Genomic DNA, 26,737 nt, shown 5'->3' on the forward strand with positions numbered 1-26,737 from the left:
TAATACTGTTTTCTTTACTGTCCTATTGAAGAATATTCAAAACCAATGGTGTTCATTTCAGCCTTATCCAAGATGTTTCTACCATCAAAAATGAATGCTGGTTTCTTCATGCTTGAATAGATCTTTTCCCAATCGTAGGTTTTAAACTCGTCCCATTCTGTCATAATAGCAATGGCATGCGCATCTTTAACAGCTTCATAAGGATCGCTGAAAGTAGCCACAAGATTTTTGTTTTCTTCTTCCGAACGGGTTTCTAAATAATTTAAATCAGAATATACCTTTTTAGAAGGCACTTTAGGGTCATAAACCGCAATATTAGCCTGCTCACTCAAAAGATGGTCAGCAACGTAGATAGCGGCAGACTCACGTGTATCATTGGTATCTTTCTTAAAAGCCCAACCAAGCATTGCTATTTTTTTACCTGAAACGGTATTGTATAATGTACTGATTAAATTATCTGAAAAACGTCTTTTTTGATGATCGTTTAAAATAATAACCTGCTCCCAGTAATCTGCTACAGCGTTTAAACCATAACTTCTAGCAATATAGACAAGATTGAGTATATCTTTTTGAAAACAAGACCCACCAAAACCAATTGAAGCATTTAAAAACTTTGGACCAATTCTAGAATCCATACCTATAGCTCTTGCCACTTCATTAACGTTAGCTTCAGTATGTTCGCATAATTCTGAGATTGCATTAATGGAAGAAATACGCTGAGCTAAAAATGCATTGGCTGTAAGTTTTGATAATTCTGAAGACCAAACATTGGTTCTTAAGATTTTCTCTTGTGGTACCCAACTTGCATATATGTTGGCCAAACTTTCTATAGCTGATTCTGATTCTCCACCAATCAACACTCGATCTGGGTGTAATAAATCTTGTATTGCAGTACCTTCTGCTAAGAATTCTGGGTTAGAAAGAATTTCAAACTTAACGTCGCTACCAGTATTGTGTAAGATACTTTTTATCGCTTGTGCAGTTCTTACAGGTAACGTAGACTTTTCAACCACAATCTTATCTGTAGTGGCAACTTCAGCAATGTTTCTTGCACAAAGCTCCACATATTTTAAATCGGCTGCCATGCCTTTTCCTTTACCATAAGTTTTTGTTGGAGTGTTGACTGAAATAAAAATCATTTCAGACTCTTTAATGGCTTTATCGATTTCAGTTGAGAAAAATAAATTCTTGCCTCTGGTTTCGGCAACGATTTCCGCAAGTCCAGGTTCGTAGATAGGTAACTTTGATACGTCTTCATCATTCCAAGCGGCAATACGCTCTTCATTAATATCAACAATAGTTACCTGTATATTAGGATTTTTCTTTGCAATTACTGCCATTGTTGGACCACCAACATATCCGGCACCAATGCAACATATCTTATTTATCTTCATAGTTTTAAGTTTATTTGACTTGGGTTAAATCCTTTTAGGATGACAAATTTGTAGGAAGAATTTTAATTCTTCTAAATTAATATACCAACGACCTTTTTTAACGATAAACACCTCTTCTTATTCATAACGAACAGAAACTATCGATATAATGTACCTTAACTGTAATAGCCTTTGTACCAATCAACAAAAGATTTTACTCCTACTTTTATTGAGGTGTTTGGTCTGTAATCATAGTCCTCAATCAACTGATCTACATCGGCCCAGGTGCGTTCAACATCTCCAGGCTGTATAGGTAGCATATTTTTTTCGGCAGTCTTATCTAAATTGACTTCAATTTCCTTAATAAAATCCAAAAGCTTTACAGAGTTATTATTACCTATGTTGTAAACCTTGTAAAGTTCATTATTATTGACTCTTTTCGTTACTGGCTTTTCAATGATTCTAACTACACCTTCTACAATGTCATCTATATAGGTAAAATCACGTTCCATTTTACCATAGTTAAATACCTTTATTGGTCTGTCATTTACAATAGCATCTGTAAATAAGAACATAGCCATATCGGGTCTTCCCCAAGGTCCATAAACCGTAAAGAACCGTAAACCAGTTGTTGGAATGTTAAACAAATGACTATACGTATGTCCCATCAACTCGTTGCTTTTTTTCGTAGCTGCATACAAGCTAATAGGATGGTCTACATTATCATCTGTAGAAAACGGTATTTTCTTATTTAGACCATAAACACTAGAGCTACTAGCATATATTAGGTGCTTAATATTGTTATGCCTGCAACATTCAAGTATATTTAAAAAACCAACAAGGTTAGAATCAATATAAGTTTCTGGGTTTTCTAGGCTATATCTTACTCCAGCTTGTGCAGCTAGGTTACAAACAATATCAAACTTTTCATCTTTAAATAACTTCGGTAGCGCTTCTCGGTCTTCTAAATTCATTCTAACAAAAGTGAAATTAGAATTGGTACTACTTTTACAAATGTTATTAAATTCTTCAGCATCATCTCTAACTATACCTAATTCCTTTAATCTGGAAAACTTTAAATTAACATCATAATAATCGTTGATGTTGTCTAGACCTACAACTTCATGACCTTTCTCTAATAATACTTTGGAAGTGAAAAAACCAATAAAACCGGCAGCTCCAGTAACTAATACTTTCATATTTTAGAATTTGCTAATATAATTTTGACATCAAAGATGTGGATTTTAGGTGAAGCCTCTAAATTTTCAACCATAAAATCACAGATTAATCGTTAAGGTAATTGATTTTTAGAATTTTGGCGAGGGAATCACAGTTTTGCACCGTCAGTTCTAAATCTTGCTCTTTATAACTATTATCGATATGGTAAACCTTACAAGAGTCTAATTTTGTCTTACTTTTTGAAAAATCCACACTGCCGTATTTAATTAAATTAACCACAGTAATCGAATCTAAAGAATTTTCATCTATAAAACTTGAGGCTTCATTGGAATAAGACATTGGCTTAGAGCTTATATTCTTAACTGTTCTCGCATTTGGTCCATAATCACAAGAGGCATCTTTTCCGTTTAGAAAAAACATTAATATAATAAGGCCTATAGCAAAGCCGCCAAGGTAATAGCCTAAGCGATGTATAAATTTCATATTCAGAGGTAATTAAAAGATCAATAGGTTAGCATCGTTATAATCTAAACCAAACCATTCTGCAACGGATTTGTTAGTTAAAATGCCGTGGTAAAAATACAACCCATTTTTTAATCCTCTATCAAAACGCAATGCATTTTCTATACCACCATGTTCGCCAATTTCCAGTAGGTAAGGTGTAAAAATATTACTGATGGAAACAGAAGCGGTTCTAGAGTATCTAGCCGGAATATTTGGAACACAATAATGTGTTACTCCGTTATAATCAAAAGTTGGATGATCGTGAGTGGTAACTTCACTGGTTTCAAAACAACCTCCCATATCTATACTAACGTCTATAATTACCGAGCCGCGCTTCATATGGTTCACCATATCTTCGGAAACCACAATCGGAGCTCTATTGTTTCCTCTTACAGCACCAATAGCTACATCGCAGCGTTTTAAAGCTTTTACTAAGTTTTTGGGCTGCATGGTTGAGGTGTAAACCGTTCTTCCTAAGTTATTCTGAATACATCGCAGTTTGGTGATGGAACTATCAAACACTTTTACGTTGGCACCAAGACCAATGGCAGAGCGCGCTGCAAATTCACCTACAGTTCCTGCACCTAGGATTAAAACTTCTGTGGGAGGTACACCATTGATGTTGCCCATCATTAATCCGTTACCTCCATTAACATTAGAGAGCAACTCAGAAGCAATTAAAATTGAGGCTGTACCTGCAATTTCACTTAGAGAGCGTACTGCTGGATAAGCACCATCTTCATCCTTTATATACTCAAAAGCCAAGGCAGTAATGCGCTTTTTTGCCAAAGCTTCAAAATAAGTTTTGTCTTGTGTTTTTATCTGGAGGGCAGAAATTAATATTGTTTGTGGATTGATAAGTGATATCTCATCCAATGAAGGCGGTTCAACCTTAAGAATAATAGGGCAGGAGTACACCTTTGCTTTATCCTTGGTGACTTCAGCACCTGCTTCGCTATAATCTTTGTCCTTAAAATTGGCTCCTTTACCTGCGCCAGACTCAAATAGCACTCTGTGTCCATTGGCGGTCAATGCCGACACAGCATCTGGTGTTAGGCATACACGTTTTTCTTGAAAATGGGTTTCCTTTGGGATACCAATAAAGAGTTCACCTTTTTGTTTAAGAATCTCTAGAGTTTCTTCTTGCGGTAATAGTTGGGCTTTGGTAAATGGCGATAGAGATTTACTCATTAAATCAGTTAATTGATATAGTTACTGCAAGATAGTAAAAACACCGTCAAGCTCAGTAACAAATTAATCTAACTTCAAATTACGAATAATATCTTAATGTATAAAATAAGGTGGTTTAAAAATATTGTTTCACCTTGTCCCAAATACCTTTAGGTTTGATCATAAACTCTTCCTCAAGTTCTTCCATAGTCTTATCGGCATCGTTTATTTTGTTAAACATTTTGGCTCTAATTAAGTATATCGAAGGAAAAATTATCGCCATTAATGGAAGAAGCCAGACAATATCAAATTCATCCATATATCTAGTGTCATTATTTAAAGCACTAATACACTGGAAAGAAAACATTGCAATTGGTACTAATAACGCATGATACCACCAATGTCTGCAAGTAAAGAACCAAATAAGTGATAATAATAAAGGTATTACTTTCATGGCAAATACCCACATGGCTACGTTAGCGCTTCCATATTCCATACTAACATAGGTTCCAAAAATCGTATCCCAGTTGGTTGTGTCTGGAACATATTCATATAGATAAAACAAAAAGGGAGTCGCTGCAACAAAAGATGCAACAATACTCCCTATAAGAATCTTTTTGTTATAAGATTTTTTATCCGTGTGGCGGAACTTTAAGTTTTCTTTTGTCAACTTGTGTTGTAGTCTGTCCATCTAAGTCAATAATGTTAGTTGCCTGTACAGTAAATAACATTCCTCCGAAGATCGCAATTGCTAGTACTAGTTTTTTAGCTTTCATAATTTAAGGGATTTAATTAATTAATACTACAAATGTATAGTGCACACATCGCCTGCAAAAATCAAATTATGTTAAAATCCAATAAATCTTGAGTTTTTAGTTACGGTTTTTCCGTAACTGCAATACTCTTTCGGTAGAATGTAGGTGAAATTTTAGTCTAAAATTTCTGTTTCTGTCATAGCATTATGTTCGGTTAAAAGTTTATTATCTATAGTTAATTTGAGGGATCTAATATTATCGTCTATACTAGTTATAGTAATGTTTTGAGCATCTTCTGGTAATAATTCTTCAATACGCTCTGGCCATTCTAAAAACAACCAATGGTCACTAGCTAAATAGTCTTCAATACCAAAATTATAAGCTTCGTCCAAAGATTCTATTCTGTAAAAATCAAAATGATAAACTTTATCATTTGGTATGCTGTATTCATTTATAATAGAAAATGTAGGGCTTGTGGCTACATCATCACTATCCATAGCTTTTAGCATGGCATTAATAAACGTAGTCTTACCAGAACCCATTGTACCATCAAACAAGATGGTCTTGGATTTTAAATGTTCCAAGATACTAGCGGCAATGGCATCTATATCCTTTAAATGGTATGTAAGCTCAATGGTATTCACTACAATCTATTATATTATAGACTACAATGTTAGCAATAAAAAATTGGAAATCCTAGGAAAAAGTGCATTTCGTCGGATTTTTGTGCCTTTAACGGATTTATTTCGGATCCATAACCACAAAAGGAATAATCATTTCCTCTAAGGAAACACCACCATGCTGATAGGTGTTTCTGTAATAGCTTACGTAGTGATTAAAATTATTTGGATAAGCCAAAAACAAGTCTCCTTTTGCAAAAATGAAAGAGCTACTCATAGTTAGTGCTGGTAAATGCACAGACTTTGGATCTTTTACCGCCAAAACATCTTTATCTTGGTAGGTTAGGCTTCGCCCAGTTTTATAGCGCAAATTTAAACTTGTATCTCTATCTCCAATAACTTTAGAAGGTGCTTTTACATTAATAGTACCATGATCTGTCGTTAATATCAATTTAAAACCGAGCTGTTGTGATAATTGAATCATTTCCAATAACGGTGAATTCTTAAACCAACTTTGCGTTAAGGATCTATAGGCCTTATCATTTGAAGCCAGTTCCTTAACTACCTCCATTTCGGTTTTTGAGTGGGAGAGCATATCCACAAAATTATAGACAATAACATTTAAGTCATTATCTTTTAAAGTTTTAAAATTCTCAACTAGTTTTTTACCAGATTTTAGGTTGGTGATTTTATGATACTCATATTTAATATGGTTGAGTCCCAAGCGTTTTAACTGTTCTCTTAGAAAATCATCTTCATGCATATTTTTACCGCCCTCGTCGGTATCGTTTTTCCAATATTTAGGAAATAGCTTTTCCATATCTGCAGGCATCAAGCCAGAGAATATAGCATTTCGAGCATATTGTGTTGCTGTTGGTAGAATACTGTAGAAGGATAACTCTGAAGCCTTTTTATAATAATTATTTACAGTCGGCTCAAAAGCCTTCCATTGATCATAACGCAAATTATCTATTACCACTAAAAGTGTTGGTTGCTTATCACTGAGTTCTGGCACTACTTTATCTTTAAACAACGTGTGCGACATTACTGGTGCATCTGCATTGGGTTGAAACCAGTCTTGATAATTTTTCTCTATAAATTTTCCAAACTGTAAATTGGCTTCTGTTTTTTGGGACTCCAGAATGTCGGTCATGCCAACATCTTCGATATCTTCTAGTTGAAGTTCCCAATAAATAAGCTTTTGATACAAATCTGCCCATTCTTCATAAGAATTTACCATAGATAAATCCATGGCAATTTTTCTAAATTCCTGTTGATAGTTAGAAGTGGTTTTTTCTGAAACCAAACGTGAGTGGTCCAGATTCTTCTTCAAGCTTAATAAAATCTGATTAGGGTTTACAGGTTTTATCAAGTAATCGGCAATCTTGTTACCAATAGCTTCCTCCATAATATATTCCTCTTCACTTTTGGTAATCATTACCACCGGAAGGTTGGCACGGCGTTCTTTAATTTCATTCAATGTTTCAAGACCAGTAAGGCCTGGCATATTTTCGTCCAAGAACACGATATCAAAGTTAGTATCATTTATAATCTCTAGTGCTTCAGTACCGCTTTGGCAGGGAGTTACCTTGTATTGTTTCTGTTCTAAAAAGAGAATATGTGGTTTTAATAAATCAATTTCATCGTCAACCCAGAGAATATTTATGTTGTTCATGTATATTTGTTTTCTAATTAGTGAATTTTTCAGTTTGAAGTCTAATAATAAACTTAAAATCTTTAACGATCCAATTTACGGATTTATTACCATTCCAAATTCGTTAATTTTCGACCTTATTCAGCATAAATATTTTCAAAGACTGCGAAGAATTACGCAAATGGGCTTGTCTTATTTGGTATATCCAGGTGCTCACCATACACGTTTTCACCATGCACTGGGAAGTATGCACTTAATGCAAAAAGCTATCAATGTGCTTCGTTTTAAGGAAGTTACGATTTCTAAAGACGAAGAAAACGGTTTGTTAATTGCCATTTTGTTGCATGATATTGGTCATGGTCCATTCTCACATGCCATGGAACATAGCCTTGTAAATGACATTTCTCATGAAGAAATTTCGCTGCGTTTTATGGAAGAACTCAATAAAGAGTTTAACGGAAGTTTAACGTTAGCCATTTCAATCTTTAAGGGTGAGTATCCAAGAAAATTTATGTGTGAGCTCATCTCTAGCCAATTGGATATGGATAGGGCAGATTATTTAAAACGCGATAGTTTCTATACTGGTGTTGCTGAAGGTAACATTAATAGTGAGCGTTTAATTACCATGCTCAATGTGGTTGAAGATCGTCTGGTTGTAGAGGAAAAAGGAATCTATAGTGTCGAGAAATTTCTTGTGGCAAGACGTTTTATGTACTGGCAAGTTTATCTACACAAAACAGGCTTAGTTGCGGAGCAATTACTCACTCGAATTTTAAAACGCGCCAAGGAATTGGTTCAAGAAGGAGTTAAGCTAAACTGTAGTGACCCATTATTCTATTTTCTAAGCTCGGAAATAAACTTTAAAAGTTTTAAATCCGAAGCCCTCGATATTTTCGCTAAGCTAGACGACTATGACATCGTTGCTGCAATGAAAGAATGGCAATATAATGAAGATTTTGTGCTTAGAAATTTGTGCGAAATGATTATAAACAGGGATTTGCTAAAGATTAAGATAAAGAAAAACCCTATTAAAACTTCGGATCTTGTTGCACATTCGAGCGCATTAATGGAGAAGTACAATATATCAAAAGTTCAGGCAGATTATTTTGTGTTTAGTGGCGAGATTACCAACATTGCTTATCAGAATAAAAAACAGCATATCAATATTTTGCTAAAGTCTGGGAAAATAAAGGATATTGTAAAAGCTTCTGACCAATTAAACCTAAAAGCTTTGAGTAAACCTGTGACTAAATATTATATGTGTTATCCTAAGAAGAAAATGTGATGTATTTTTTCTATTTTTGCGGATAGCAACCATAACCTTAAACCCAATTAGTTGAAACATTTGTATTTAGAAAATATTATTAATGCTAACAATAATGTGGAATGTTCCATGTGACCGTTGAAAAACAATAGATTTAAACACATGAAATTCACAGCAGAACAAATCGCAGGCATTTTAGAAGGTACAGTTATAGGTGATCCTAATATAGAAGTTTCTAAACTTGCCAAGATTGAAGAGGGAAGTAAGGGTTCATTGACTTTTTTAGCAAATCCAAAGTATAAATCTTATATCTATACGACCCAAGCGTCTATTACAATTGTTAATTCAGATTTTGAACCAGAGGAAGAATTAAGTACTACCTTAATTAAGGTAGAAGATGCTTATGGTGCATTTACTAAGTTGCTAGAATATTATAACCAGATTAAACTCAATAAATCTGGAGTGGAGCAACCAAGTTTTGTTTCAGATTCTGCTAAAATAGGAAATGATATATACATAGGTGCATTTACCTACATAGGTGATAATGTGAAGATTGGTGATAATGTAAAGGTTTTTCCAAATTCCTATGTAGGCGATAATGTAAGTATTGGTGATAATACTATAGTGTTTTCTGGTGGTAAGATTTATTCCGATTGCGTAATTGGTAACAACTGTGTTATTAATTCTGGTGCCATTATTGGAGCAGATGGTTTTGGTTTTGCACCAAATGAAAAAGGAGAGTATTCTAAAGTACCACAAATTGGTAATGTAATTTTAGAGGATTTTGTAGATATTGGTGCAGGCACTACAATAGATAGAGCAACTTTGGGCTCAACTGTTATTAGACGAGGTGTAAAATTAGATAACCAGATACAGATTGCCCATAATGTAGAAATTGGAAAAAACACGGTTATTGCTGCCCAGACAGGTATTGCTGGTTCTACCAAAATTGGTGAAAACTGCCAAATTGGTGGGCAAGTAGGTATAGTTGGTCATATTACCATTGGTAATAATGTTAAGATACAAGCACAGTCTGGGATAGGGCGACATGTTAAGGATAATGAAGTACTACAGGGCTCGCCTGCATTGACTTATGGTGATTATAATAAGTCTTATGTATACTTTAAAAACCTACCTAAGATTGTTAAAAATATAAATGAGATTGAAAAGAAAGTAGATGGCTATAATTAAAACTGAAACAAAGCAAAAGACCATTGAAAAAGAAGTTACTCTAAAAGGAGTAGGACTTCACACAGGTGCTGATGTAACATTGGTTTTTAAACCAGGAGCAGAAAACACAGGTTTCCTATTTGAACGTGTAGACCTAGAAGGTAACCCTAAAATTGAAGCCGATGCTAATTATGTTACAAATACCCAACGTGGTACATGTTTAGAGAAAAACGGTGTAACTATTCAAACATGTGAGCATGTCCTTGCGGCTCTAGTAGGTCAAGATATTGACAATGCTGTTATAGAACTAAATGCCTCAGAGCCACCAATCATGGATGGATCTTCAAAGTTTTTTGTTGAAGCATTAGAGAAAGCTGGAATTGTTGAGCAAGATGCTGTAAGGGAAGAATATGTTGTTAAGGAAGTGATTTCCTATACCGATGAAAACTCTGGGAGCGAAATTATCCTAATGCCTTCAAACTCCTACCAAGTTACAACTATGGTAGATTTTGGGACCAAAGTATTGGGTACTCAGAATGCTACGATGAATTCGGTATCAGATTTTAAAGAAGAAATAGCAGAAGCTAGAACATTTAGTTTTTTGCACGAAATTGAAATGCTTCTCGAAAACGGTTTAATAAAAGGTGGTGATCTTAATAATGCCATTGTTTATGTGGACAAGGAGTTATCTCCAGAAACCATGGAAAAGCTAAGAGTAGCGTTCAATAAAGATAATATTGCTGTTAAACCAAACGGTATTTTAGACAATTTAACCTTGCACCATCCTAATGAAGCTGCGCGTCATAAACTATTGGATGTTGTTGGCGATTTGGCACTAATAGGTACACGTATTAGAGGTAAGGTCATTGCAAATAAACCTGGGCATTTTGTCAATACTCAGTTTGCAAAGAAAATGTCAAAGATTATTAAGAACGAAAGACGTAACAACGTACCTCAGGTAGATTTGAATTCACCTCCTTTAATGGACGTGAATCAAATTATGAATATGTTGCCGCACAGACAGCCGTTTTTATTATTGGATAAAGTTTATGAGTTGACTGATAATCACGTAATAGGGTTAAAAAATGTCACCATGAATGAAGAATTTTTCAAGGGACATTTTCCAGGAGCACCAGTAATGCCAGGCGTTTTAATTATTGAGGCGATGGCACAAACAGGAGGTATTCTTGTACTTAGCACAGTGCCAGACCCAGAAAATTACTTAACCTTTTTCATGAAAATGGACAACGTTAAGTTTAAGCAAAAAGTTGTTCCTGGTGATACCTTAATATTTAAATGCTCATTAATCACACCAATAAGAAGAGGTATATGTCATATGCAAGGTTATGCTTATGCCAATGGTAAATTGTGTGCAGAAGCCGAATTGATGGCTCAAATTTCAAAAGTTAAGTAAAAATGAACCAACCACTAGCATACGTACATCCTGGGGCAAAAATTGCTAAGAATGTCGTAATAGAGCCTTTTACTACAATTCACAACAATGTAATAATTGGTGAAGGTACATGGATAGGAAGCAACGTTACCATTATGGAAGGTGCGCGTATAGGTAAAAATTGTAATATCTTTCCTGGATCAGTGATCTCAGCAGTACCACAGGATTTAAAATATAATGATGAGGACACTACGGTAGAAATAGGAGACAACGTTACCATCAGAGAATGTGTTACCATAAACAGAGGTACAACGGATAAAATGAAAACTGTTATTGGCAGCAATTGTCTAATTATGGCGTACTGCCATATTGCTCACGATTGTATTGTTGGCGATAATTGTATTTTTTCAAACAACAGTACGCTAGCAGGACATATTACTGTAGGTGATTATGTGGTGTTGGCAGGTATGACTGCTGTGCACCAATTTTGTTCAATAGGAAACCATGCCTTTGTAACTGGTGGTTCTTTGGTTCGTAAAGATGTGCCACCTTTTGTAAAAGCTGCAAGAGAACCATTATCCTACGTAGGTATTAACTCTGTTGGTTTGCGCCGAAGAGGGTTCACTACTGAAAAAATAAGGGAAATACAGAATATATTCAGAATACTATATCAAAAAAATTATAACAATACACAGGCTTCAGAAATTATTGAAGCCGAAATGGAAGCCACACCGGAGCGCGATGAAATTCTTCAATTTATTAAGAATTCGCATAGAGGTATAATGAAAGGCTACTTTAAATCAAATTAATTTTAATCTTCCAAAGCTTCAGCTGAGGAGGGAACGACTAAACAACATTATGGCAAGTACATCAGATATCAGAAATGGATTATGCATTAGATATAACAACGATATTTATAAAATCATAGAATTTCTTCATGTAAAACCAGGCAAAGGGCCAGCGTTTGTAAGAACGAAACTAAAAAGTGTTACAACAGGGAAAGTATTAGACAATACCTTTTCGGCAGGACATAAGATTGATGATGTAAGGGTAGAAACGCACAAGTTTCAGTATTTATATACCGACGGAGAATTCTATCATTTTATGAATGAAGCTGATTACACACAAATCCGATTATTGGAATCTGCTTTAGACCGACCAGATTTAATGAAAGAAGGAGAAATAGTTACCATTCAAATTAACACGGAAGACAACATGCCTTTGTCTGTAGAAATGCCAGCAACGGTAATTTTGGAAGTAACCCATACTGAACCTGGCGTTAAAGGTAATACGGCTACAAACGCTACCAAGCCTGCAAAGGTTGAAACTGGTGCAGAAGTAAATGTGCCGTTGTTTATCAACGAAGGAGACAAGATTAAGATAGAAACTGAAAAAGGCACTTACAAAGAGCGTATAAAGGAATAATAATGGTCATTGAGGCTCTCTAAATGAGCATTTTATTATGAAATTTCCAAAACAACACACCTTAAAAGAAATAGCAAATCTCATCTCCACGAAATATGTTGGTGCTGATGATTTTCCTGTTTTGGGTATGAATGAGATTCACGTTGTAGAACCTGGAGATATTGTTTTTGTTGACCATCCAAAATATTATGATAAAGCTCTTGAATCTGCGGCAACTATAGTTTTAATAAATAAAGAAGTAGATTGCCCAGAAGGAAAAGCGCTTTTAATTTCCGATGATCCTTTCCGAGATTTCAACAAATTAACAGAACATTTCAAACCTTTTAAATCATCAAATATAGCTGTTGCATCAGATGCAATAATTGGTGAGGGCACTGTGATTCAACCCAACTGTTTTATTGGTAATAATGTTGTAATTGGTAAGAACTGTGTTATTCATTCTAACGTCAGTATCTATGATGATACCGTCATAGGAAATAATGTTACAATTCATGCAGGAACCGTTTTGGGTGCTAGTGCATTTTATTACAAAAACAGACCAGAAGGTTATGATCAGTTAAAATCTGGTGGCCGTGTTATTATTGAGGATAATGTAGATATTGGTGCAGCATGCACCATAGATAGAGGTGTAACAGGTGATACAACTATAAAAAAAGGAGCAAAAATTGATAACCAAGTACAGATTGGACACGATACAGTAATTGGTGAAAAATGTCTAATTGCTTCTCAAGTTGGGATTGCTGGATGTACAATTATTGAAGACGAAGTAACGATTTGGGGACAAGTAGGGATAACAAGTGGTGTGACTATCGGCAAAAAGGCGGTTATATCTGCCAAGGCAGGTGTGAGCAAATCATTAGAAGGTAACAAAAGTTATTTTGGTATCCCTGCTGATGACTTTAGATCAAAATACAAAGAGATTGCCTCAATAAGAAAAATTCCAGAGATACTTAAAAAATTAAAAGATTTATAAATGTCACCAAAAGAAATTGTTTTAGCATTTTACAATTCAGATTTGGCAAACGATTCAAGCGTTGTTCCAAAATTTTTTCACAAAGACTGTGAACTGCATTGGAGCAGCAGTCAAGGATTTATGCTGCTAAAATATGATGATCTTCTAGATTTTTTTGGAGGTACAAGACAATCTTATAACAGTATTCGATTTGAATTTACGCATGTGTTAGAAATAGAATCAACAGTAGTTACAAGACACACCTTATTTGCCCATACTATTGAAAACCCTGATACTGAAATTGTACTGGCGCGCTTTTCAACAATTTGGGAAATTAAGGATGGAAAACTTTTTAGAGCCTACGAAATAAGCCAATTAGCAAATGAGGATAATGCTCAAAGTATGGCTTCCTATTCAGAAAGAAAAATATAGAAAGTGCACGAGTTTAAATATCAAAACTCTTATTTTTGCACAACAAATAATACTCAAAACTTTAAACAATAATATCTAATGAGCGTTTTAGTTAACAAGAATTCTAAAATCATTGTACAAGGATTTACAGGAAGTGAAGGTACATTCCATGCCGAACAAATGATTGAATATGGTACTAATGTTGTTGGTGGTGTAACACCAGGAAAAGGTGGGCAAACCCATTTAGACAAACCCGTATTTAATACAGTTGCAGAGGCTGTAGAAAAAGTTGGTGCTGACACTACGATTATTTTCGTTCCACCTGCATTTGCTGCAGATGCTATTATGGAAGCTGCTGATGCTGGAATCAAAGTGATAATTACTATTACTGAAGGAATTCCTGTTGCAGACATGATTAAAGCTGCTGATTATATAAAAGGCAGGGACTGCCGTTTGGTAGGACCTAACTGCCCAGGTGTTATTACACCAGGTGAAGCTAAAGTTGGTATTATGCCAGGCTTTGTGTTTAAGCAGGGTAAAGTTGGTATTGTATCTAAATCCGGAACCTTAACTTATGAAGCTGCTGACCAAGTAGTAAAGCAAGGCTTAGGGATTACAACAGCGATTGGTATTGGTGGTGACCCAATCATCGGAACAACAACTAAAGAAGCTGTGGAGTTATTAATTAATGATTCTGAAACTGAAGCTGTAGTTATGATCGGTGAGATTGGTGGTCAGTTAGAGGCTGATGCTGCAAACTGGTATAAGGAAAGTGGAAGTAAAAAGCCTATCGTAGGATTTATCGCTGGTGAAACGGCTCCTGCTGGTCGTACAATGGGACACGCTGGTGCAATCGTTGGCGGAAGTGATGATACAGCACAGGCTAAAAAGAAAATTATGAGAGAATGCGGAATTCATGTTGTAGATTCACCTGCTGAAATAGGAAAGAAAGTTGCCGAAGTATTGGGCTAACAATATTATATATTTGTTGTCACTCTGAACTTGATTCAGAGTCTAATTACAATTAGGGTAATAGATGCTGAAACTAGTTCAGCATGACAATAGTTGAGTTTTAAATATAAGTTTAAATATCTCAGAAAACTGTTAAAAACCTTACAAAATCTTGTGAGGTTTTTTTATTTCTTGCAACTTGTATTTGGTATATTTGAATATAGATTATTAAAAGAAAATCCAATGTCAGGTTGAACGCAGTCGAAACCTATTTAAATATAATTTTAAAACATCTCGACTACGCTCAATATGACAGAATCTAACCAAAATATTATGAAACTATTAGAAGGAAAAACCGCAATCATAACAGGTGCCAGTCGTGGCATTGGAAAAGGTATAGCTGAAGTTTTTGCAGATCATGGAGCTAATGTAGCCTTTACGTACAGCTCATCTGTAGAAGCGGCAAACGAATTAGAAAAAGAACTCAACGACAAAGGTATTAAAGCTAAAGGTTACCAAAGTAATGCAGCTAGTTTTGATGAAGCTCAGCAATTGGCTGAAGATGTTTTAGCGGAGTTTGGTTCCATTGATATTTTGGTTAATAATGCTGGTATCACTAAAGATAACTTGTTGATGCGAATGGGAGAAGAAGATTTTGATAAGGTGATTGAAGTTAACCTAAAGTCTGTGTTCAACATGACCAAAGCGGTACAACGTACGATGCTAAAACAGCGTAAAGGTTCAATCATTAATATGAGTTCTGTTGTCGGAGTAAAAGGTAATGCAGGCCAAACTAATTATGCAGCATCAAAAGCTGGCATCATCGGTTTTTCAAAATCCGTGGCACTAGAGCTTGGTTCTAGAAATATTAGAAGCAACGTGATTGCTCCTGGTTTTATTGAAACCGAAATGACTGCAAAACTCGATGAAGAAACTGTAAAAGGTTGGAGAAATACCATTCCATTAAAACGAGGAGGTACACCAGAAGACATCGCCAATGCTTGTGTTTATTTAGCGAGTGATTTAAGTGCTTATGTTACAGGACAAACGCTTAACGTTGATGGAGGTATGTTGACTTAAACTTATTACTTATGAAGTATTTAATATCAATTATTATAGTCTTACTATTTTTTGTTTCTAGTCATTCTCAAATAAGTATAGGTCCTACGCATTTTGGTAAAGAGAAAGAGTTTGAAAATAATGAACTCGAAGTTTTTAAAAATACTACAACAATTTTTGTATTACCAAACACAGTTGACCAGGATACTTATAATAGTATCTTATCTAAATATTGGGATGTTACGCCTTTTGAAATTGTAAAGCCTGAAGACTTTAAAATTGAAGATTATTATATGGGTAAATACTCATTTGCACATCTCTTATATCAATCAACTCAGAACGTAGGGCAAATATTTGCGATTGATATATATACTTACAATGAGTCTCTAGCGTCAGAATTATCTAGCGAGAAAAAGATTAGTGAAAAAAAGAAAAAAAAGATTTTAAGGAAAAATAAATTGCGTATTGCAAGAATAAATTTATTCCCGACGTATGATTTTTTTCTAAATCTCGCTGAAATGAATTCAAGTGGTAAAATTGATGAATCTGATATATTAAACTATATGTACAATAATGATTCAATGCACAATTTCAGTTCAGGTCTTTTTCAAAATTACATTCAAACTATAAATAACAAAATAATAAATAATGAGACTTATTGGGCTTATGAAACTGATTACTCTGAAGAACTAAGTGCTTTAAAAGAAAACATACTTTATGTACCTAAATATATAGAAACTGAACATTCAGGAAAGCAAATTTATGATAAAGCTGAAAAGCGATTTGAAAGCTTTGATGAAGTGATTTCTAAATACGGATATAATTATAAAATCATAGACGATGATATTTTGAGTGAAAAAATTCTTAAAGGAGAAGAGTTTTATTATCTAACCTTTTATAGAATGGGTTGGGCGCAAAAATTCATTAGCATAACAAATTCGAAAACAGGTAAGGTTATCTATAGACATTACATTCCTAATGCAGCTTCAACATTGAGACTTAAACAAAGGCATTTTGAAACATTAAATGAATCAATCGAAAAAAACTAGAGACGAGTAGAGTTGAATAATACTGTATTATTTTATATCGTTATTGCTGGAGTAGCAGCGCTTTTATTAGCGCTGTTTCAGTATATGTATAAATCGAAAGTTAAATCTAACTTAAAATATAGTCTCACTGCACTTAGAGCTATAACAATCTTTGGGATATTACTATTACTTATCAACCCAAAGTTTGAATCCAATACCTATTATGATGAAAAACCGACTTTAGTCGTAGCTGTGGATAATTCTGAATCCGTTTCGTATTTAGAACAAACTCATAACGTGAATTCAGTATTAGAAACGATTGATAATAATTCAGAATTAAACGAGCGTTTTAATATTCAAAAATACAGCTTCGGAAAGGAGGTCAATAGCTTGGATAGTTTAAATTTTAATGAGCGTCAGTCCAATATTTCAGGCGCCTTAAAACAATTTGGCGAAGTTTATGCCAATCAGACCGCTCCTATAGTTTTATTAAGCGATGGTAATCAAACTTTTGGTTCTGATTATAGTTACATTTCAAAATCCGTAAAACAGCCCATATATCCTACGATTTTAGGTGATTCAACTGTATATTCTGATTTAAATATTAAGCAGCTTAATGTTAACCGTTATGTCTATTTAAAAAATCAATTTCCTGTTGAAGTTATAGCAAACTATAATGGCTCCGAAACCGTTAACACTGAACTTAAAATATGGTCAGATAATTCAGTAGTCTATAGAAAGGCCATTCAATTTAGTGAATCTAAGACTTCAGAAATTATTTCTACAACTTTAAATGCAAGTAGTGTAGGAGTAAAAACATATCGTGTAGAGCTGACTCCACTTACTAATGAAAAGAACACGATCAATAACTCAAAGAATTTTGGTGTAGAAGTCATTGATCAAAAAACAAATATTGCTCTAGTCTACGATAGACTACATCCAGACTTAGGTACCTTAAAAAAATCTATAGAAAGCAATGAACAGCGCAGTGTTTCAATTTTAAAACCAAAAGATTATCTGAGTACAATCAATGATTTTCAACTAGTTATTTTATATCAACCAAATAATAGCTTTAATTCTGTTTTAAGTGAGATTACTAAGCAAAAATTGAATTCTTTTATTGTTACAGGAACAACAACCAATTGGAGTTTATTAAATAATTCTCAAACCTTTTTTAAACAAACCATTACCAATCAAACAGAAGATTTTCAGCCCAACTTAAATAGAAATTATAACACATTTATCATTGACAATCTAACATTTATAGACTTTCCACCGTTGAAATCAGAATTTGGTAATCTCGAATTTTTGGTACCACATGATGTTATTCTCACTAAATCAGTCAATGGTATAGATACATCTCAACCAATGTTGTCAACTTTTGAAGCAGATAACACTAAACATGCTTTATTGGCTGGTGAAGGTTTATGGAGGTGGCGATCACAAGCTTATTTAAACTCCGAAAGCTTTAATGATTTTGATAATTTTATTGGTAAACTGATTCAGTACTTAGGTTCAAATAAGAAGCGTAACCGAATCAATATTGACTATAAATCATTTTACAACGGAAATGATGATGTTATTATATCTGCACAGTACTTTAATAAAAATTTTGAGTTCGATAATAGTGCAGCGCTAACAATAGTGATAAAGAATAAAACTGACGATAGCGTTCGGGAAGTGCCACTATTATTAAATGACGGAAATTATAGAGTGGACCTAAGCGGTATTGAATCTGGCGCTTACGATTTCACCATAAAACACAATACTGAATCTGTTTCTGCTTCAGGTAGTTTTGAGGTTTTGGAATATAACGTAGAGCAACAGTTCTTAAATGCAGATATTGATAAGCTTGAATCATTGGCAACTGCCAGCTCCGGGAAAGCATTTTTCAGTACTGATATTAATGGTTTGATAACAGATTTACTTTCAGATAATAGGTATGCAACCATTCAAAAAAGCACTAAAAATATCGTACCTTTGATCGATTGGAAATATCTACTCGCATTAATAGCATTGAGCTTGTTTATTGAGTGGTTTATTAGAAAATATAACGGATTAATTTAAAATAACTATAATGGAAAAATTACCAAAAATTGGATTACCGATTTTAATCGGAATCATAGTAATAATAATAGTCATAGCTAAGTCAGCAGTCACTATAGACTCGGGTGAAGCAGGAGTGCTTTTTAGGACTTTCGGTGAAGGTGTTGTAATAGACGAGCCACCAATGGGAGAGGGATTTCATATTGTTGCACCTTGGAACAAGGTTTTTGTTTATGAAACAAGAAGACAGGAAATCTTTGAAAAAATGAAAGTGCTATCGTCAAATGGATTAGATATTCAATTAGATGCTTCGGCTTGGTACCAGCCAGATGAGAAAAATCTTGGAAGATTGCATCAGGAAATAGGTGAAAATTATTTACAGCGAATTATTCTACCTACAATTCGATCAGCAGCGAGAAGTGTGGTCGGTCGCTATACACCTGAACAATTGTATTCAAGTAAACGTGATGCAATTCAAAAAGAAATTTTTGAGGAGACCAAAAAAATTGTTGACGGACAGTACATTGTTTTAGACGAAATTTTAGTGAGAGATGTAACACTACCGCCTACAATCAAACAGGCTATTGAGCGCAAGTTAAAGCAAGAGCAAGAGTCGCTAGAGTATGAATTTAGACTTGTTACAGCAGAAAAAGAAGCTCAGAAAGTTAGAATTGAAGCACAGGGTAAAGCTGATGCCAATAGAATTTTAAGCGCTTCATTAACTGATAAGATTTTGCAAGATAAAGGTATAGATGCTACTAACAGATTGGCAGAGTCACCAAATAGTAAAGTGGTTATCATTGGCTCAGGTGAAAGCGGAATGCCAATTATTTTGGGAAATCAATAAATTACCTTTTGAAATATTAAATATTTGCTAAAAATTTAATTTCTATCGTTTTTTATTAGGATTAATAAATTTTATTTAGCAATATTTGTAGCAACAAAACGAAATATGACACTTATTCAATTACATCATCATTTTCATATAATCGCTCAAGCGAGGTGAAAATGTATTGAATAAAATCAACATATATTTTAATAACCCGTTTGAGAATTCAAGCGGGTTTTTTAGTTCTAAAATACTCATGAATTCTTAGACCATACTAAAATTAAAAATGAATAAATTAAAAATTGCAGTTCAAAAATCGGGTCGTCTTCACGATGATTCCATGAAAATTTTAAAAGAAATAGGAATTTCCGTTGATAATGGAAAAGATCAGCTAAAAGCTTCTGCACGTAACTTTCCTTTGGAAATTTTTTATCTAAGAAATGGTGATATACCACAATACTTAAGAGATGGAGTAGTGGATGCAGCAATTATTGGAGAAAATGTTTTGGTAGAAAAAGGTGATGATATTTCTATTATAGAACGTTTAGGGTTTTCAAAATGTAAAGTATCCATTGCTGTTCCTAAATCTTCAAATGCCAAAAGTTTGAAGGATTTAGACGGAAAGCGTATTGCAACGTCGTATCCAAATACAGTAAATCAATTTTTAGATAAAGATGGGGTAAAGGCTAATCTACACATCATTAATGGCTCTGTTGAGATTGCACCCAATATTGGACTGGCGGATGGTATTTGTGATATCGTATCCAGTGGAAGTACTTTATTCAAAAACGGACTTAAAGAGATTGAAGTACTATTAAAATCTGAAGCGGTTTTGGCAACGTCTCCTAGAATATCTGCTGATAATCAAACTTTAATAGACAAAATTCAATTTAGATTACAGTCTGTTATAAAGGGAAGAGAAAGTAAATATGTGCTTTTGAATGCGCCTAACGAGAAGTTAAACGACATTATAAATCTGCTACCAGGCATGAAGAGCCCAACAGTATTACCATTGGCTACAGAAGGATGGAGCTCAGTACACTCCGTTATCAATAAAAATGATTTTTGGAATGTTATTGATGAATTAAAAGCAAATGGCGCTGAGGGAATTTTAGTTTGTCCAATTGAGAATATGGTCTTGTAATATGAAGTTAATAGAAAATCCAAAGAAAGAGAATTGGGCAGAGATTCTAAAGCGTCCTACACAGACTGTTGACGATATTGAAAAAACGGTGAATGAAGTTTTTACGACTGTCCGCAAAAATGGTGATAAAGCTGTAAGTAAATTCACCTCAAAATTTGATGGAGTAAAATTGGAATCTCAAGTCGTTAGCAAAGCTGAAATTAACGAAGCCGTAAAATCAGTTTCTAATAATTTAAAGGAAGCTATACAATTAGCAAAAACCAATATTGAGAAATTTCACAAAGCACAAAAAACAGATAAGGTTTGTGTTGAAACTATGAACGGAGTGGAGTGCTGGCAGGAAAAACGACCAATTCAAAAAGTTGGTTTGTATATTCCTGGCGGTACGGCACCTTTATTTTCAACCGTTTTAATGTTGGCCATTCCAGCGAATATCGCAGGTTGTAAAGAGATTGTGTTATGTTCTCCACCGAACAAAAACGGGAAATTAGCTGATGAAATTTTATATGCTGCTCAACTTTGTGGTGTTACAAAAATCATAAAGGTTGGTGGCATACAAGCTATTGCTGGTTTAACTTTTGGAACCGAAAGTATTCCGCAAGTCTATAAAATATTCGGTCCAGGAAATCAATATGTAACTGTCGCCAAGCAGTTGGCGACTAAATATGGTGTAGCGATAGATATGCCAGCTGGTCCTAGCGAATTATTGGTTTTGGCAGATGATTCTGCGAATCCTGCTTATGTAGCTTCAGATTTATTGAGTCAGGCCGAACATGGATCTGATAGCCAGGTTATTTTGGTATCGGATTCAAAAAAATTAATAGAAGATATTAGCGGAGAAATTGCCGAACAACTTAAGCAGCTGCCAAGAAAAGCTATTGCTGAAGAGGCATTACAAAATTCAAGAGCATTTTTAATTGAAGATGTTGATACTGCCTTAGAATTTGTGAATGAGTATGGGCCAGAACACTTGATCTTTGCAACAAAGAATAATGATTTTTTTATTGATAACATAATTAATGCAGGCTCTGTATTTATAGGTAATTACACACCTGAAAGTGCTGGTGATTATGCGTCAGGTACCAATCATACCTTACCAACCAATGGGTTCTCAAAAGCCTATTCAGGTGTCAACTTGGATAGTTTTCAAAAGAGTATGACCTTTCAAAGAATATCAAAGGCAGGGATTCAGAATATTGGAGAAGCAATAGAATTAATGGCTGAAGCCGAAGGATTGCATGCACACAAGAATGCCGTAACCTTAAGACTGAATGATTTAAAGAATAAATAAACTTCATTTCGAGTGATTTCGAAAACGAAAGCTTTAGTAGAGAAATTGTATCGAGAATTTATAAAATGAAAGATTTTAACTTAAATAATCTCATTAGAGAAAATATAAAAAACATTAAACCTTATTCATCCGCTCGCGATGAATATAAGGAAGCAACTGCAGATATGGTTTTTATTGATGCCAATGAGAATCCATTTCAGACAAATGTCAACAGGTATCCAGACCCACAACAATCAAAAGTTAAGAAGCGTTTAGCAGAAATTAAAGGGGTAAATCCATCTCAAATATTATTAGGAAATGGAAGCGATGAAGTATTGGATTTATTGTTTAGAGCGTTTTGTGAACCAAAGCAAGACAACGTTATCACATTGCCACCAACCTATGGAATGTATCCTGTATTGGCGGATTTAAATGCTGTGGATGTTATTTCTATAGAATTAGATGACAATTTTGAACCCAAAGTATCAGAAATTTTATCTGTTCAAAACAGCAATTCAAAACTTCTATTTTTATGCTCGCCTAATAATCCTACAGCTAATAGTTTTAATGCTAGTAAGGTTGAAGAATTAATTGAAGGATTTAATGGATTAGTAGTTATAGATGAAGCCTATATTGATTTTTCATCCCAAGAAAGCTGGTTAAGTAGGCTTGACGAATTTCCAAATTTAATTATAACACAAACCTTGTCAAAAGCCTATGGTTTGGCTGGTATACGATTAGGAATCTGCTACGCTTCAGTAGAAATTATTTCAGTTTTAAATAAAATAAAACCACCGTATAACGTTAATCAATTAACTCAGGATAAGGCTTTAGATCGATTAATAAGTTTAGATGAAGTAAATAAAGAAGTAAATTCTATATTGAATGAACGGGAACTACTTGTATCACAATTATCAAAAATATCAGTCATTAAAAATATATATCCTTCAGATGCAAATTTCATTTTAGTCAAAGTAGATAATGCTAACTTGCGTTATAATCAATTGATTGAAAAAGGCATTGTAGTAAGAAATAGAACAACACAGCCTTTGTGTGAGAACTGTTTAAGATTTACTATTGGAACTGAAGAAGAAAACAAAACATTAATTAAGGCATTAAACCAACTATCATGAAGCCTGTATTATTCATAGACAGAGACGGAACTCTAATAAAAGAGCCAGCTGACGAACAAATCGATTCGTTTGAAAAGCTGGAATTCTACCCTAAAGTATTTCAATACTTAAGTAAAATTGCAAAGGAATTGAATTTTGAAATCGTAATGATTACCAACCAAGATGGTTTGGGTACAGAGGTTTATCCGGAAAATACTTTTTGGCCAGTTCATAATTTCATTTTAAAAACCTTTGAACAAGAAGGCGTTGTTTTTAAAGAGCAGTTTATCGACAGAACATTCGCAAAAGATAATGCACCAACTCGCAAACCTAATACTGGGTTGTTGACCAAATATTTTTCCGAGGACTATGATTTAGCCAATTCATTTGTTATTGGTGATCGGCTTACAGATGTAGAGTTGGCTAAAAACTTAGGAGCAAAAGGGATATTCATAAATGATAACACCAATCTAGGCACTGACGAAGTGACTGTTAGTGATTCAGAATTAGAAAACTATATTGCTTTAGAAACCAACGACTGGGAACAAATATATAATTTCTTAAAATCTACTGAACGCATTGGAAGTATAGAACGAAACACCAACGAAACCAAAATTAAAATTGATTTAAATCTAGACGGCATTGGAAAAAGCAAAATCGATACCGGAATTGCATTTTTCGATCACATGCTAGACCAAATCGCTCGTCATGGGCAGATTGATTTAAACATTAAAGTTGATGGAGATTTAGAGGTCGATGAACACCACACCATTGAAGATACAGCTATAGCTTTAGGTGAAGTGTTCGCAACCACACTAGGAAACAAGTTGGGTATAGAGCGCTACGGTTTCTGTTTACCAATGGATGATTGCTTGGCACAGGTAGCAATTGATTTTGGTGGGAGAAACTGGTTGGTTTGGGAAGCAGATTTTAAACGCGAAATGATTGGTAAAATGCCAACGGAAATGTTTTTTCACTTCTTTAAATCCTTTACGGATGGCGCAAAATGCAACCTAAACATCAAAGCTGAAGGCACAAATGAACATCATAAAATTGAAGCAATTTTTAAAGCCTTTGCAAAAGCAATAAAAATGGCGGTAAAACGCGATGTAGAAAAAATGATTTTACCATCAACAAAAGGTGTATTGTAAAAACACCTTTTGTAAATAACAAATTTCAAATAATTAAAATTTAAAGAGAAATACACATTTTGAACATTATAATTATCAATTACGGTGCAGGAAACATCAAGAGTATTCAATTCGCTTTTCAGCGTTTGGGTATAGATGCCATATTATCTCATAATCCAGATGAAATAATAAAAGCAGATAAAGTCATTTTTCCTGGTGTTGGTGAGGCTAGTTCAGCAATGAAAATGCTTAAGGAAAGTGGTTTGGATGAACTAATTCCACAATTAAAACAACCAGTTTTGGGGATTTGCTTGGGTATGCAATTGATGTGTAATTATACAGAAGAAGGTGATACTAAAGGACTTGGTATTTTCAATACAAATGTAAAACGCTTTTCAAATAATGTTAAGGTTCCCCAAATGGGTTGGAATACCGTTAAGAATCTAAAGTCAGATTTGTTTAAAAACATAAGTGAAGGGGATTATATGTATTTAGTACATAGTTATTATGCTGAGAATTGCGACGAATCAATAGCAACTTCAGATTATGAATTGGAATATGCTTCAGCATTAGAGAATGACAATTTTTTTGGAGTACAGTTTCATCCAGAGAAATCCTCTAAAGCAGGAGAGCAATTGCTTAAAAATTTCCTGAATCTTTAATTTTAAGATTATCTCCTTAAGGGGAGTTTAAGGGTGTTTAGAAAATAAAAAGAAATATTAACTAAAATAAGATTCCTGCCTGCGCAGGAAGTAGACATGAGAATAATACCAGCAATAGATATCATAGATGGCAAATGTGTTCGTCTTACCAAAGGAGATTTCGACACAAAGAAAATATACAATGAAAACCCTCTAGAAGCGGCCAAGGCTTTTGAAGCTTCGGGTATTGAGTATTTGCATCTAGTTGATTTAGATGGAGCTAAAGCTAAGCATATAGTAAACTATAAGGTTCTAGAACAAATTGCTTCTAAAACAACACTAAAGATTGATTTTGGCGGTGGTTTAAAATCTAATGAAGACTTAAATATAGCTTTTAATTGTGGTGCTAGACAGATTACAGGTGGCAGTATTGCTGTAAATGATAGAGAAACTTTTGAAGGCTGGTTGTCTAAATACGGACCGCAAAAAATAATTTTGGGTGCAGATAGTAATGACGGTAAAATTGCCATTAATGGTTGGCAAGATAATAGTAAAGAGGAAGTTGTTTCATTTATAAAAGATTATCAGAGAAAACGTATTAAGTACGTAATATGTACAGATATTTCAAAAGATGGAATGTTAGAAGGTCCTTCTCTTAATTTGTACAAGACTATAATATCAGAATGTAGTAATAGTAGTGGAGCTCAATCCATAAAACTTATAGCATCTGGTGGCGTTTCTGGCATTAATGATTTAGAAGATTTAGAAGCTATTGGTTGTGAAGGTGTGATTATAGGAAAAGCCATTTACGAAAATAGAATTAGTTTAAAAGAATTAGAGAATTTTATAATTAATAATTAAAATATTCCTTCCCTTTGGGAAGGCTAGGATGGGCTTATGCTTACAAAACGAATCGTACCATGCTTAGACATTAAAAACGGAAGAACCGTAAAAGGTGTCAACTTTGTTGATTTGCGTGATGCTGGTGACCCAGTAGTTCTGGCAAAACAATATGCCGATTTAGGTGCAGACGAACTGGTGTTTTTAGATATTTCTGCAACTCAAGAAAAACGCAAAACCATGCACGATATGGTGTTAAAAGTCGCAGAGCAAGTTAATATACCATTTACGGTTGGAGGTGGAATTTCATCGGTTGAAGATGTAGATGACTTATTGCATTGTGGTGCAGATAAGGTGTCAATAAACTCGTCGGCAGTAAAGCGTCCGGAATTAATCAATGAGCTTTCTGATAAATTTGGAAGTCAGTGTATAGTCGTAGCAATTGATGCCAAGAAAATAGGAGAGGAGTGGATTGTTCATTTAGCTGGAGGAACTATTCCGACAGACCTAAATCTCTTCGACTGGGCAAAAGAGGTTGAAGAACGAGGTGCTGGGGAAATCCTGTTTACTTCAATGAATCACGACGGAACAAAAGCAGGATTCGCAAATGAGGCATTGGCCAAACTATCAGAATTGGTAAATATTCCGATTATTGCATCAGGAGGAGCAGGAACGATTCAGCATTTTGCAGATACATTTATAGACGGAAAAGCTGATGCTGCATTAGCCGCAAGTGTGTTTCATTTTGGTGAAATACCAATAATAGAATTAAAAGAAGAATTAAAGAAACATGGTATTCCTGTAAGAATATAAACAC

Annotated in this window: 26 protein-coding genes; 19 read left to right on the plus strand and 7 right to left on the minus strand. The window is 34.3% G+C overall.

From position 1 onward, the window contains the following. Positions 1-14: 14 nt before the first annotated feature. The 7 genes from ACQ65V_RS12220 to ACQ65V_RS12250 all read right to left on the minus strand — a co-directional run bounded on the left by ACQ65V_RS12220 (position 15) and on the right by ACQ65V_RS12250 (position 7,276). Complete coding sequence (locus tag ACQ65V_RS12220; protein WP_155087437.1) at positions 15-1,394, minus strand: nucleotide sugar dehydrogenase; 1,380 nt, start codon at positions 1,392-1,394, stop codon at positions 15-17. A gap of 155 nt (positions 1,395-1,549) precedes the next feature. Beyond that, positions 1,550-2,572 carry an NAD-dependent epimerase gene (locus ACQ65V_RS12225; protein ID WP_430468123.1) on the minus strand — a complete coding sequence of 341 codons (1,023 nt, stop codon included), beginning with the start codon at positions 2,570-2,572 and terminating at the stop codon, positions 1,550-1,552. 85 nt (positions 2,573-2,657) lie between these two features. Then, positions 2,658-3,035, minus strand: coding sequence for a hypothetical protein (locus tag ACQ65V_RS12230; protein WP_155087439.1), 378 nt, complete (start codon positions 3,033-3,035; stop codon positions 2,658-2,660). A 12-nt stretch (positions 3,036-3,047) separates the two neighbouring features. After that, on the minus strand, positions 3,048-4,247 hold the full coding sequence (locus ACQ65V_RS12235) for an alanine dehydrogenase (RefSeq protein ID WP_155087440.1): 1,200 nt from the start codon (positions 4,245-4,247) through the stop codon (positions 3,048-3,050). Positions 4,248-4,362: 115 nt separating this feature from the next. After that, the gene (locus tag ACQ65V_RS12240; RefSeq protein ID WP_235898260.1) at positions 4,363-4,917 is read right to left on the minus strand and encodes a hypothetical protein; all 555 of its coding nucleotides are present in this window, start codon (positions 4,915-4,917) and stop codon (positions 4,363-4,365) included. A 237-nt stretch (positions 4,918-5,154) separates the two neighbouring features. Further along, positions 5,155-5,625 (minus strand): tRNA (adenosine(37)-N6)-threonylcarbamoyltransferase complex ATPase subunit type 1 TsaE, encoded by a 471-nt coding sequence (gene tsaE / locus ACQ65V_RS12245; RefSeq protein WP_430468124.1) that lies wholly within the window; start codon positions 5,623-5,625, stop codon positions 5,155-5,157. 97 nt (positions 5,626-5,722) lie between these two features. Beyond that, positions 5,723-7,276: a PglZ domain-containing protein gene (locus ACQ65V_RS12250; protein WP_430468125.1), complete on the minus strand. Its 1,554-nt coding sequence runs from the start codon at positions 7,274-7,276 to the stop codon at positions 5,723-5,725. Between the two features lie 34 nt (positions 7,277-7,310). On the opposite strand from ACQ65V_RS12250, the gene ACQ65V_RS12255 reads away from it, so the two are divergent. The 19 genes from ACQ65V_RS12255 (at position 7,311) to hisF (ending at position 26,733) form a co-directional block, all read left to right on the plus strand. After that, the gene (locus ACQ65V_RS12255; RefSeq protein WP_430468126.1) at positions 7,311-8,540 is read left to right on the plus strand and encodes an HD domain-containing protein; all 1,230 of its coding nucleotides are present in this window, start codon (positions 7,311-7,313) and stop codon (positions 8,538-8,540) included. 141 nt (positions 8,541-8,681) lie between these two features. After that, positions 8,682-9,710, plus strand: a complete 1,029-nt coding sequence (lpxD, locus tag ACQ65V_RS12260) for a UDP-3-O-(3-hydroxymyristoyl)glucosamine N-acyltransferase (RefSeq protein ID WP_430468127.1) — start codon at positions 8,682-8,684, stop codon at positions 9,708-9,710. After that, a complete protein-coding gene (locus ACQ65V_RS12265; protein ID WP_412560946.1) occupies positions 9,697-11,103 on the plus strand; it encodes a bifunctional UDP-3-O-[3-hydroxymyristoyl] N-acetylglucosamine deacetylase/3-hydroxyacyl-ACP dehydratase in 1,407 nt (468 codons plus the stop codon). Before lpxD ends, ACQ65V_RS12265 begins: the two co-directional genes overlap by 14 nt. A 2-nt stretch (positions 11,104-11,105) precedes the next feature. Further along, positions 11,106-11,891, plus strand: a complete 786-nt coding sequence (gene lpxA / locus ACQ65V_RS12270) for an acyl-ACP--UDP-N-acetylglucosamine O-acyltransferase (RefSeq protein WP_430468128.1) — start codon at positions 11,106-11,108, stop codon at positions 11,889-11,891. A gap of 49 nt (positions 11,892-11,940) precedes the next feature. Next, complete coding sequence (gene efp / locus ACQ65V_RS12275) at positions 11,941-12,507, plus strand: elongation factor P (protein ID WP_155087445.1); 567 nt, start codon at positions 11,941-11,943, stop codon at positions 12,505-12,507. Positions 12,508-12,544: 37 nt separating this feature from the next. Then, positions 12,545-13,480, plus strand: coding sequence for a UDP-3-O-(3-hydroxymyristoyl)glucosamine N-acyltransferase (locus ACQ65V_RS12280; RefSeq protein ID WP_412560945.1), 936 nt, complete (start codon positions 12,545-12,547; stop codon positions 13,478-13,480). After that, positions 13,481-13,891: a nuclear transport factor 2 family protein gene (locus ACQ65V_RS12285; protein WP_273290356.1), complete on the plus strand. Its 411-nt coding sequence runs from the start codon at positions 13,481-13,483 to the stop codon at positions 13,889-13,891. Between the two features lie 78 nt (positions 13,892-13,969). Continuing rightward, complete coding sequence (gene sucD, locus ACQ65V_RS12290) at positions 13,970-14,842, plus strand: succinate--CoA ligase subunit alpha (RefSeq protein ID WP_155087448.1); 873 nt, start codon at positions 13,970-13,972, stop codon at positions 14,840-14,842. 312 nt (positions 14,843-15,154) lie between these two features. Beyond that, entirely contained in the window at positions 15,155-15,901 is a 747-nt protein-coding gene (gene fabG, locus ACQ65V_RS12295) for a 3-oxoacyl-[acyl-carrier-protein] reductase (RefSeq protein WP_430468129.1), read from the plus strand. A gap of 11 nt (positions 15,902-15,912) precedes the next feature. Continuing rightward, on the plus strand, positions 15,913-16,929 hold the full coding sequence (locus ACQ65V_RS12300; RefSeq protein ID WP_430468130.1) for a hypothetical protein: 1,017 nt from the start codon (positions 15,913-15,915) through the stop codon (positions 16,927-16,929). 12 nt (positions 16,930-16,941) lie between these two features. Further along, positions 16,942-18,975 (plus strand): VWA domain-containing protein, encoded by a 2,034-nt coding sequence (locus tag ACQ65V_RS12305; protein ID WP_430468131.1) that lies wholly within the window; start codon positions 16,942-16,944, stop codon positions 18,973-18,975. 10 nt (positions 18,976-18,985) lie between these two features. Beyond that, positions 18,986-19,801 carry a prohibitin family protein gene (locus tag ACQ65V_RS12310; protein ID WP_155087451.1) on the plus strand — a complete coding sequence of 272 codons (816 nt, stop codon included), beginning with the start codon at positions 18,986-18,988 and terminating at the stop codon, positions 19,799-19,801. A gap of 268 nt (positions 19,802-20,069) precedes the next feature. After that, complete coding sequence (hisG, locus tag ACQ65V_RS12315) at positions 20,070-20,927, plus strand: ATP phosphoribosyltransferase (RefSeq protein ID WP_430468132.1); 858 nt, start codon at positions 20,070-20,072, stop codon at positions 20,925-20,927. Between the two features lies 1 nt (position 20,928). Further along, positions 20,929-22,218 carry a histidinol dehydrogenase gene (gene hisD, locus ACQ65V_RS12320; RefSeq protein ID WP_430468133.1) on the plus strand — a complete coding sequence of 430 codons (1,290 nt, stop codon included), beginning with the start codon at positions 20,929-20,931 and terminating at the stop codon, positions 22,216-22,218. Positions 22,219-22,283: 65 nt separating this feature from the next. Beyond that, positions 22,284-23,330, plus strand: a complete 1,047-nt coding sequence (gene hisC / locus ACQ65V_RS12325; RefSeq protein WP_430468134.1) for a histidinol-phosphate transaminase — start codon at positions 22,284-22,286, stop codon at positions 23,328-23,330. Further along, positions 23,327-24,460: a bifunctional histidinol-phosphatase/imidazoleglycerol-phosphate dehydratase HisB gene (gene hisB, locus ACQ65V_RS12330; RefSeq protein WP_430468135.1), complete on the plus strand. Its 1,134-nt coding sequence runs from the start codon at positions 23,327-23,329 to the stop codon at positions 24,458-24,460. Before hisC ends, hisB begins: the two co-directional genes overlap by 4 nt. Before the next feature lie 59 nt (positions 24,461-24,519). Next, positions 24,520-25,101, plus strand: a complete 582-nt coding sequence (hisH, locus tag ACQ65V_RS12335) for an imidazole glycerol phosphate synthase subunit HisH (RefSeq protein ID WP_430468136.1) — start codon at positions 24,520-24,522, stop codon at positions 25,099-25,101. 96 nt (positions 25,102-25,197) lie between these two features. After that, on the plus strand, positions 25,198-25,941 hold the full coding sequence (gene hisA / locus ACQ65V_RS12340) for a 1-(5-phosphoribosyl)-5-[(5-phosphoribosylamino)methylideneamino]imidazole-4-carboxamide isomerase (RefSeq protein WP_430468137.1): 744 nt from the start codon (positions 25,198-25,200) through the stop codon (positions 25,939-25,941). Positions 25,942-25,977: 36 nt separating this feature from the next. After that, a complete protein-coding gene (hisF, locus tag ACQ65V_RS12345) occupies positions 25,978-26,733 on the plus strand; it encodes an imidazole glycerol phosphate synthase subunit HisF (protein ID WP_430468138.1) in 756 nt (251 codons plus the stop codon). The last annotated feature ends 4 nt before the right edge of the window (positions 26,734-26,737 follow it).

It is taken from the genome of Winogradskyella ouciana (assembly GCF_965284585.1).
GTDB classification, from domain to species: domain Bacteria; phylum Bacteroidota; class Bacteroidia; order Flavobacteriales; family Flavobacteriaceae; genus Winogradskyella; species Winogradskyella ouciana.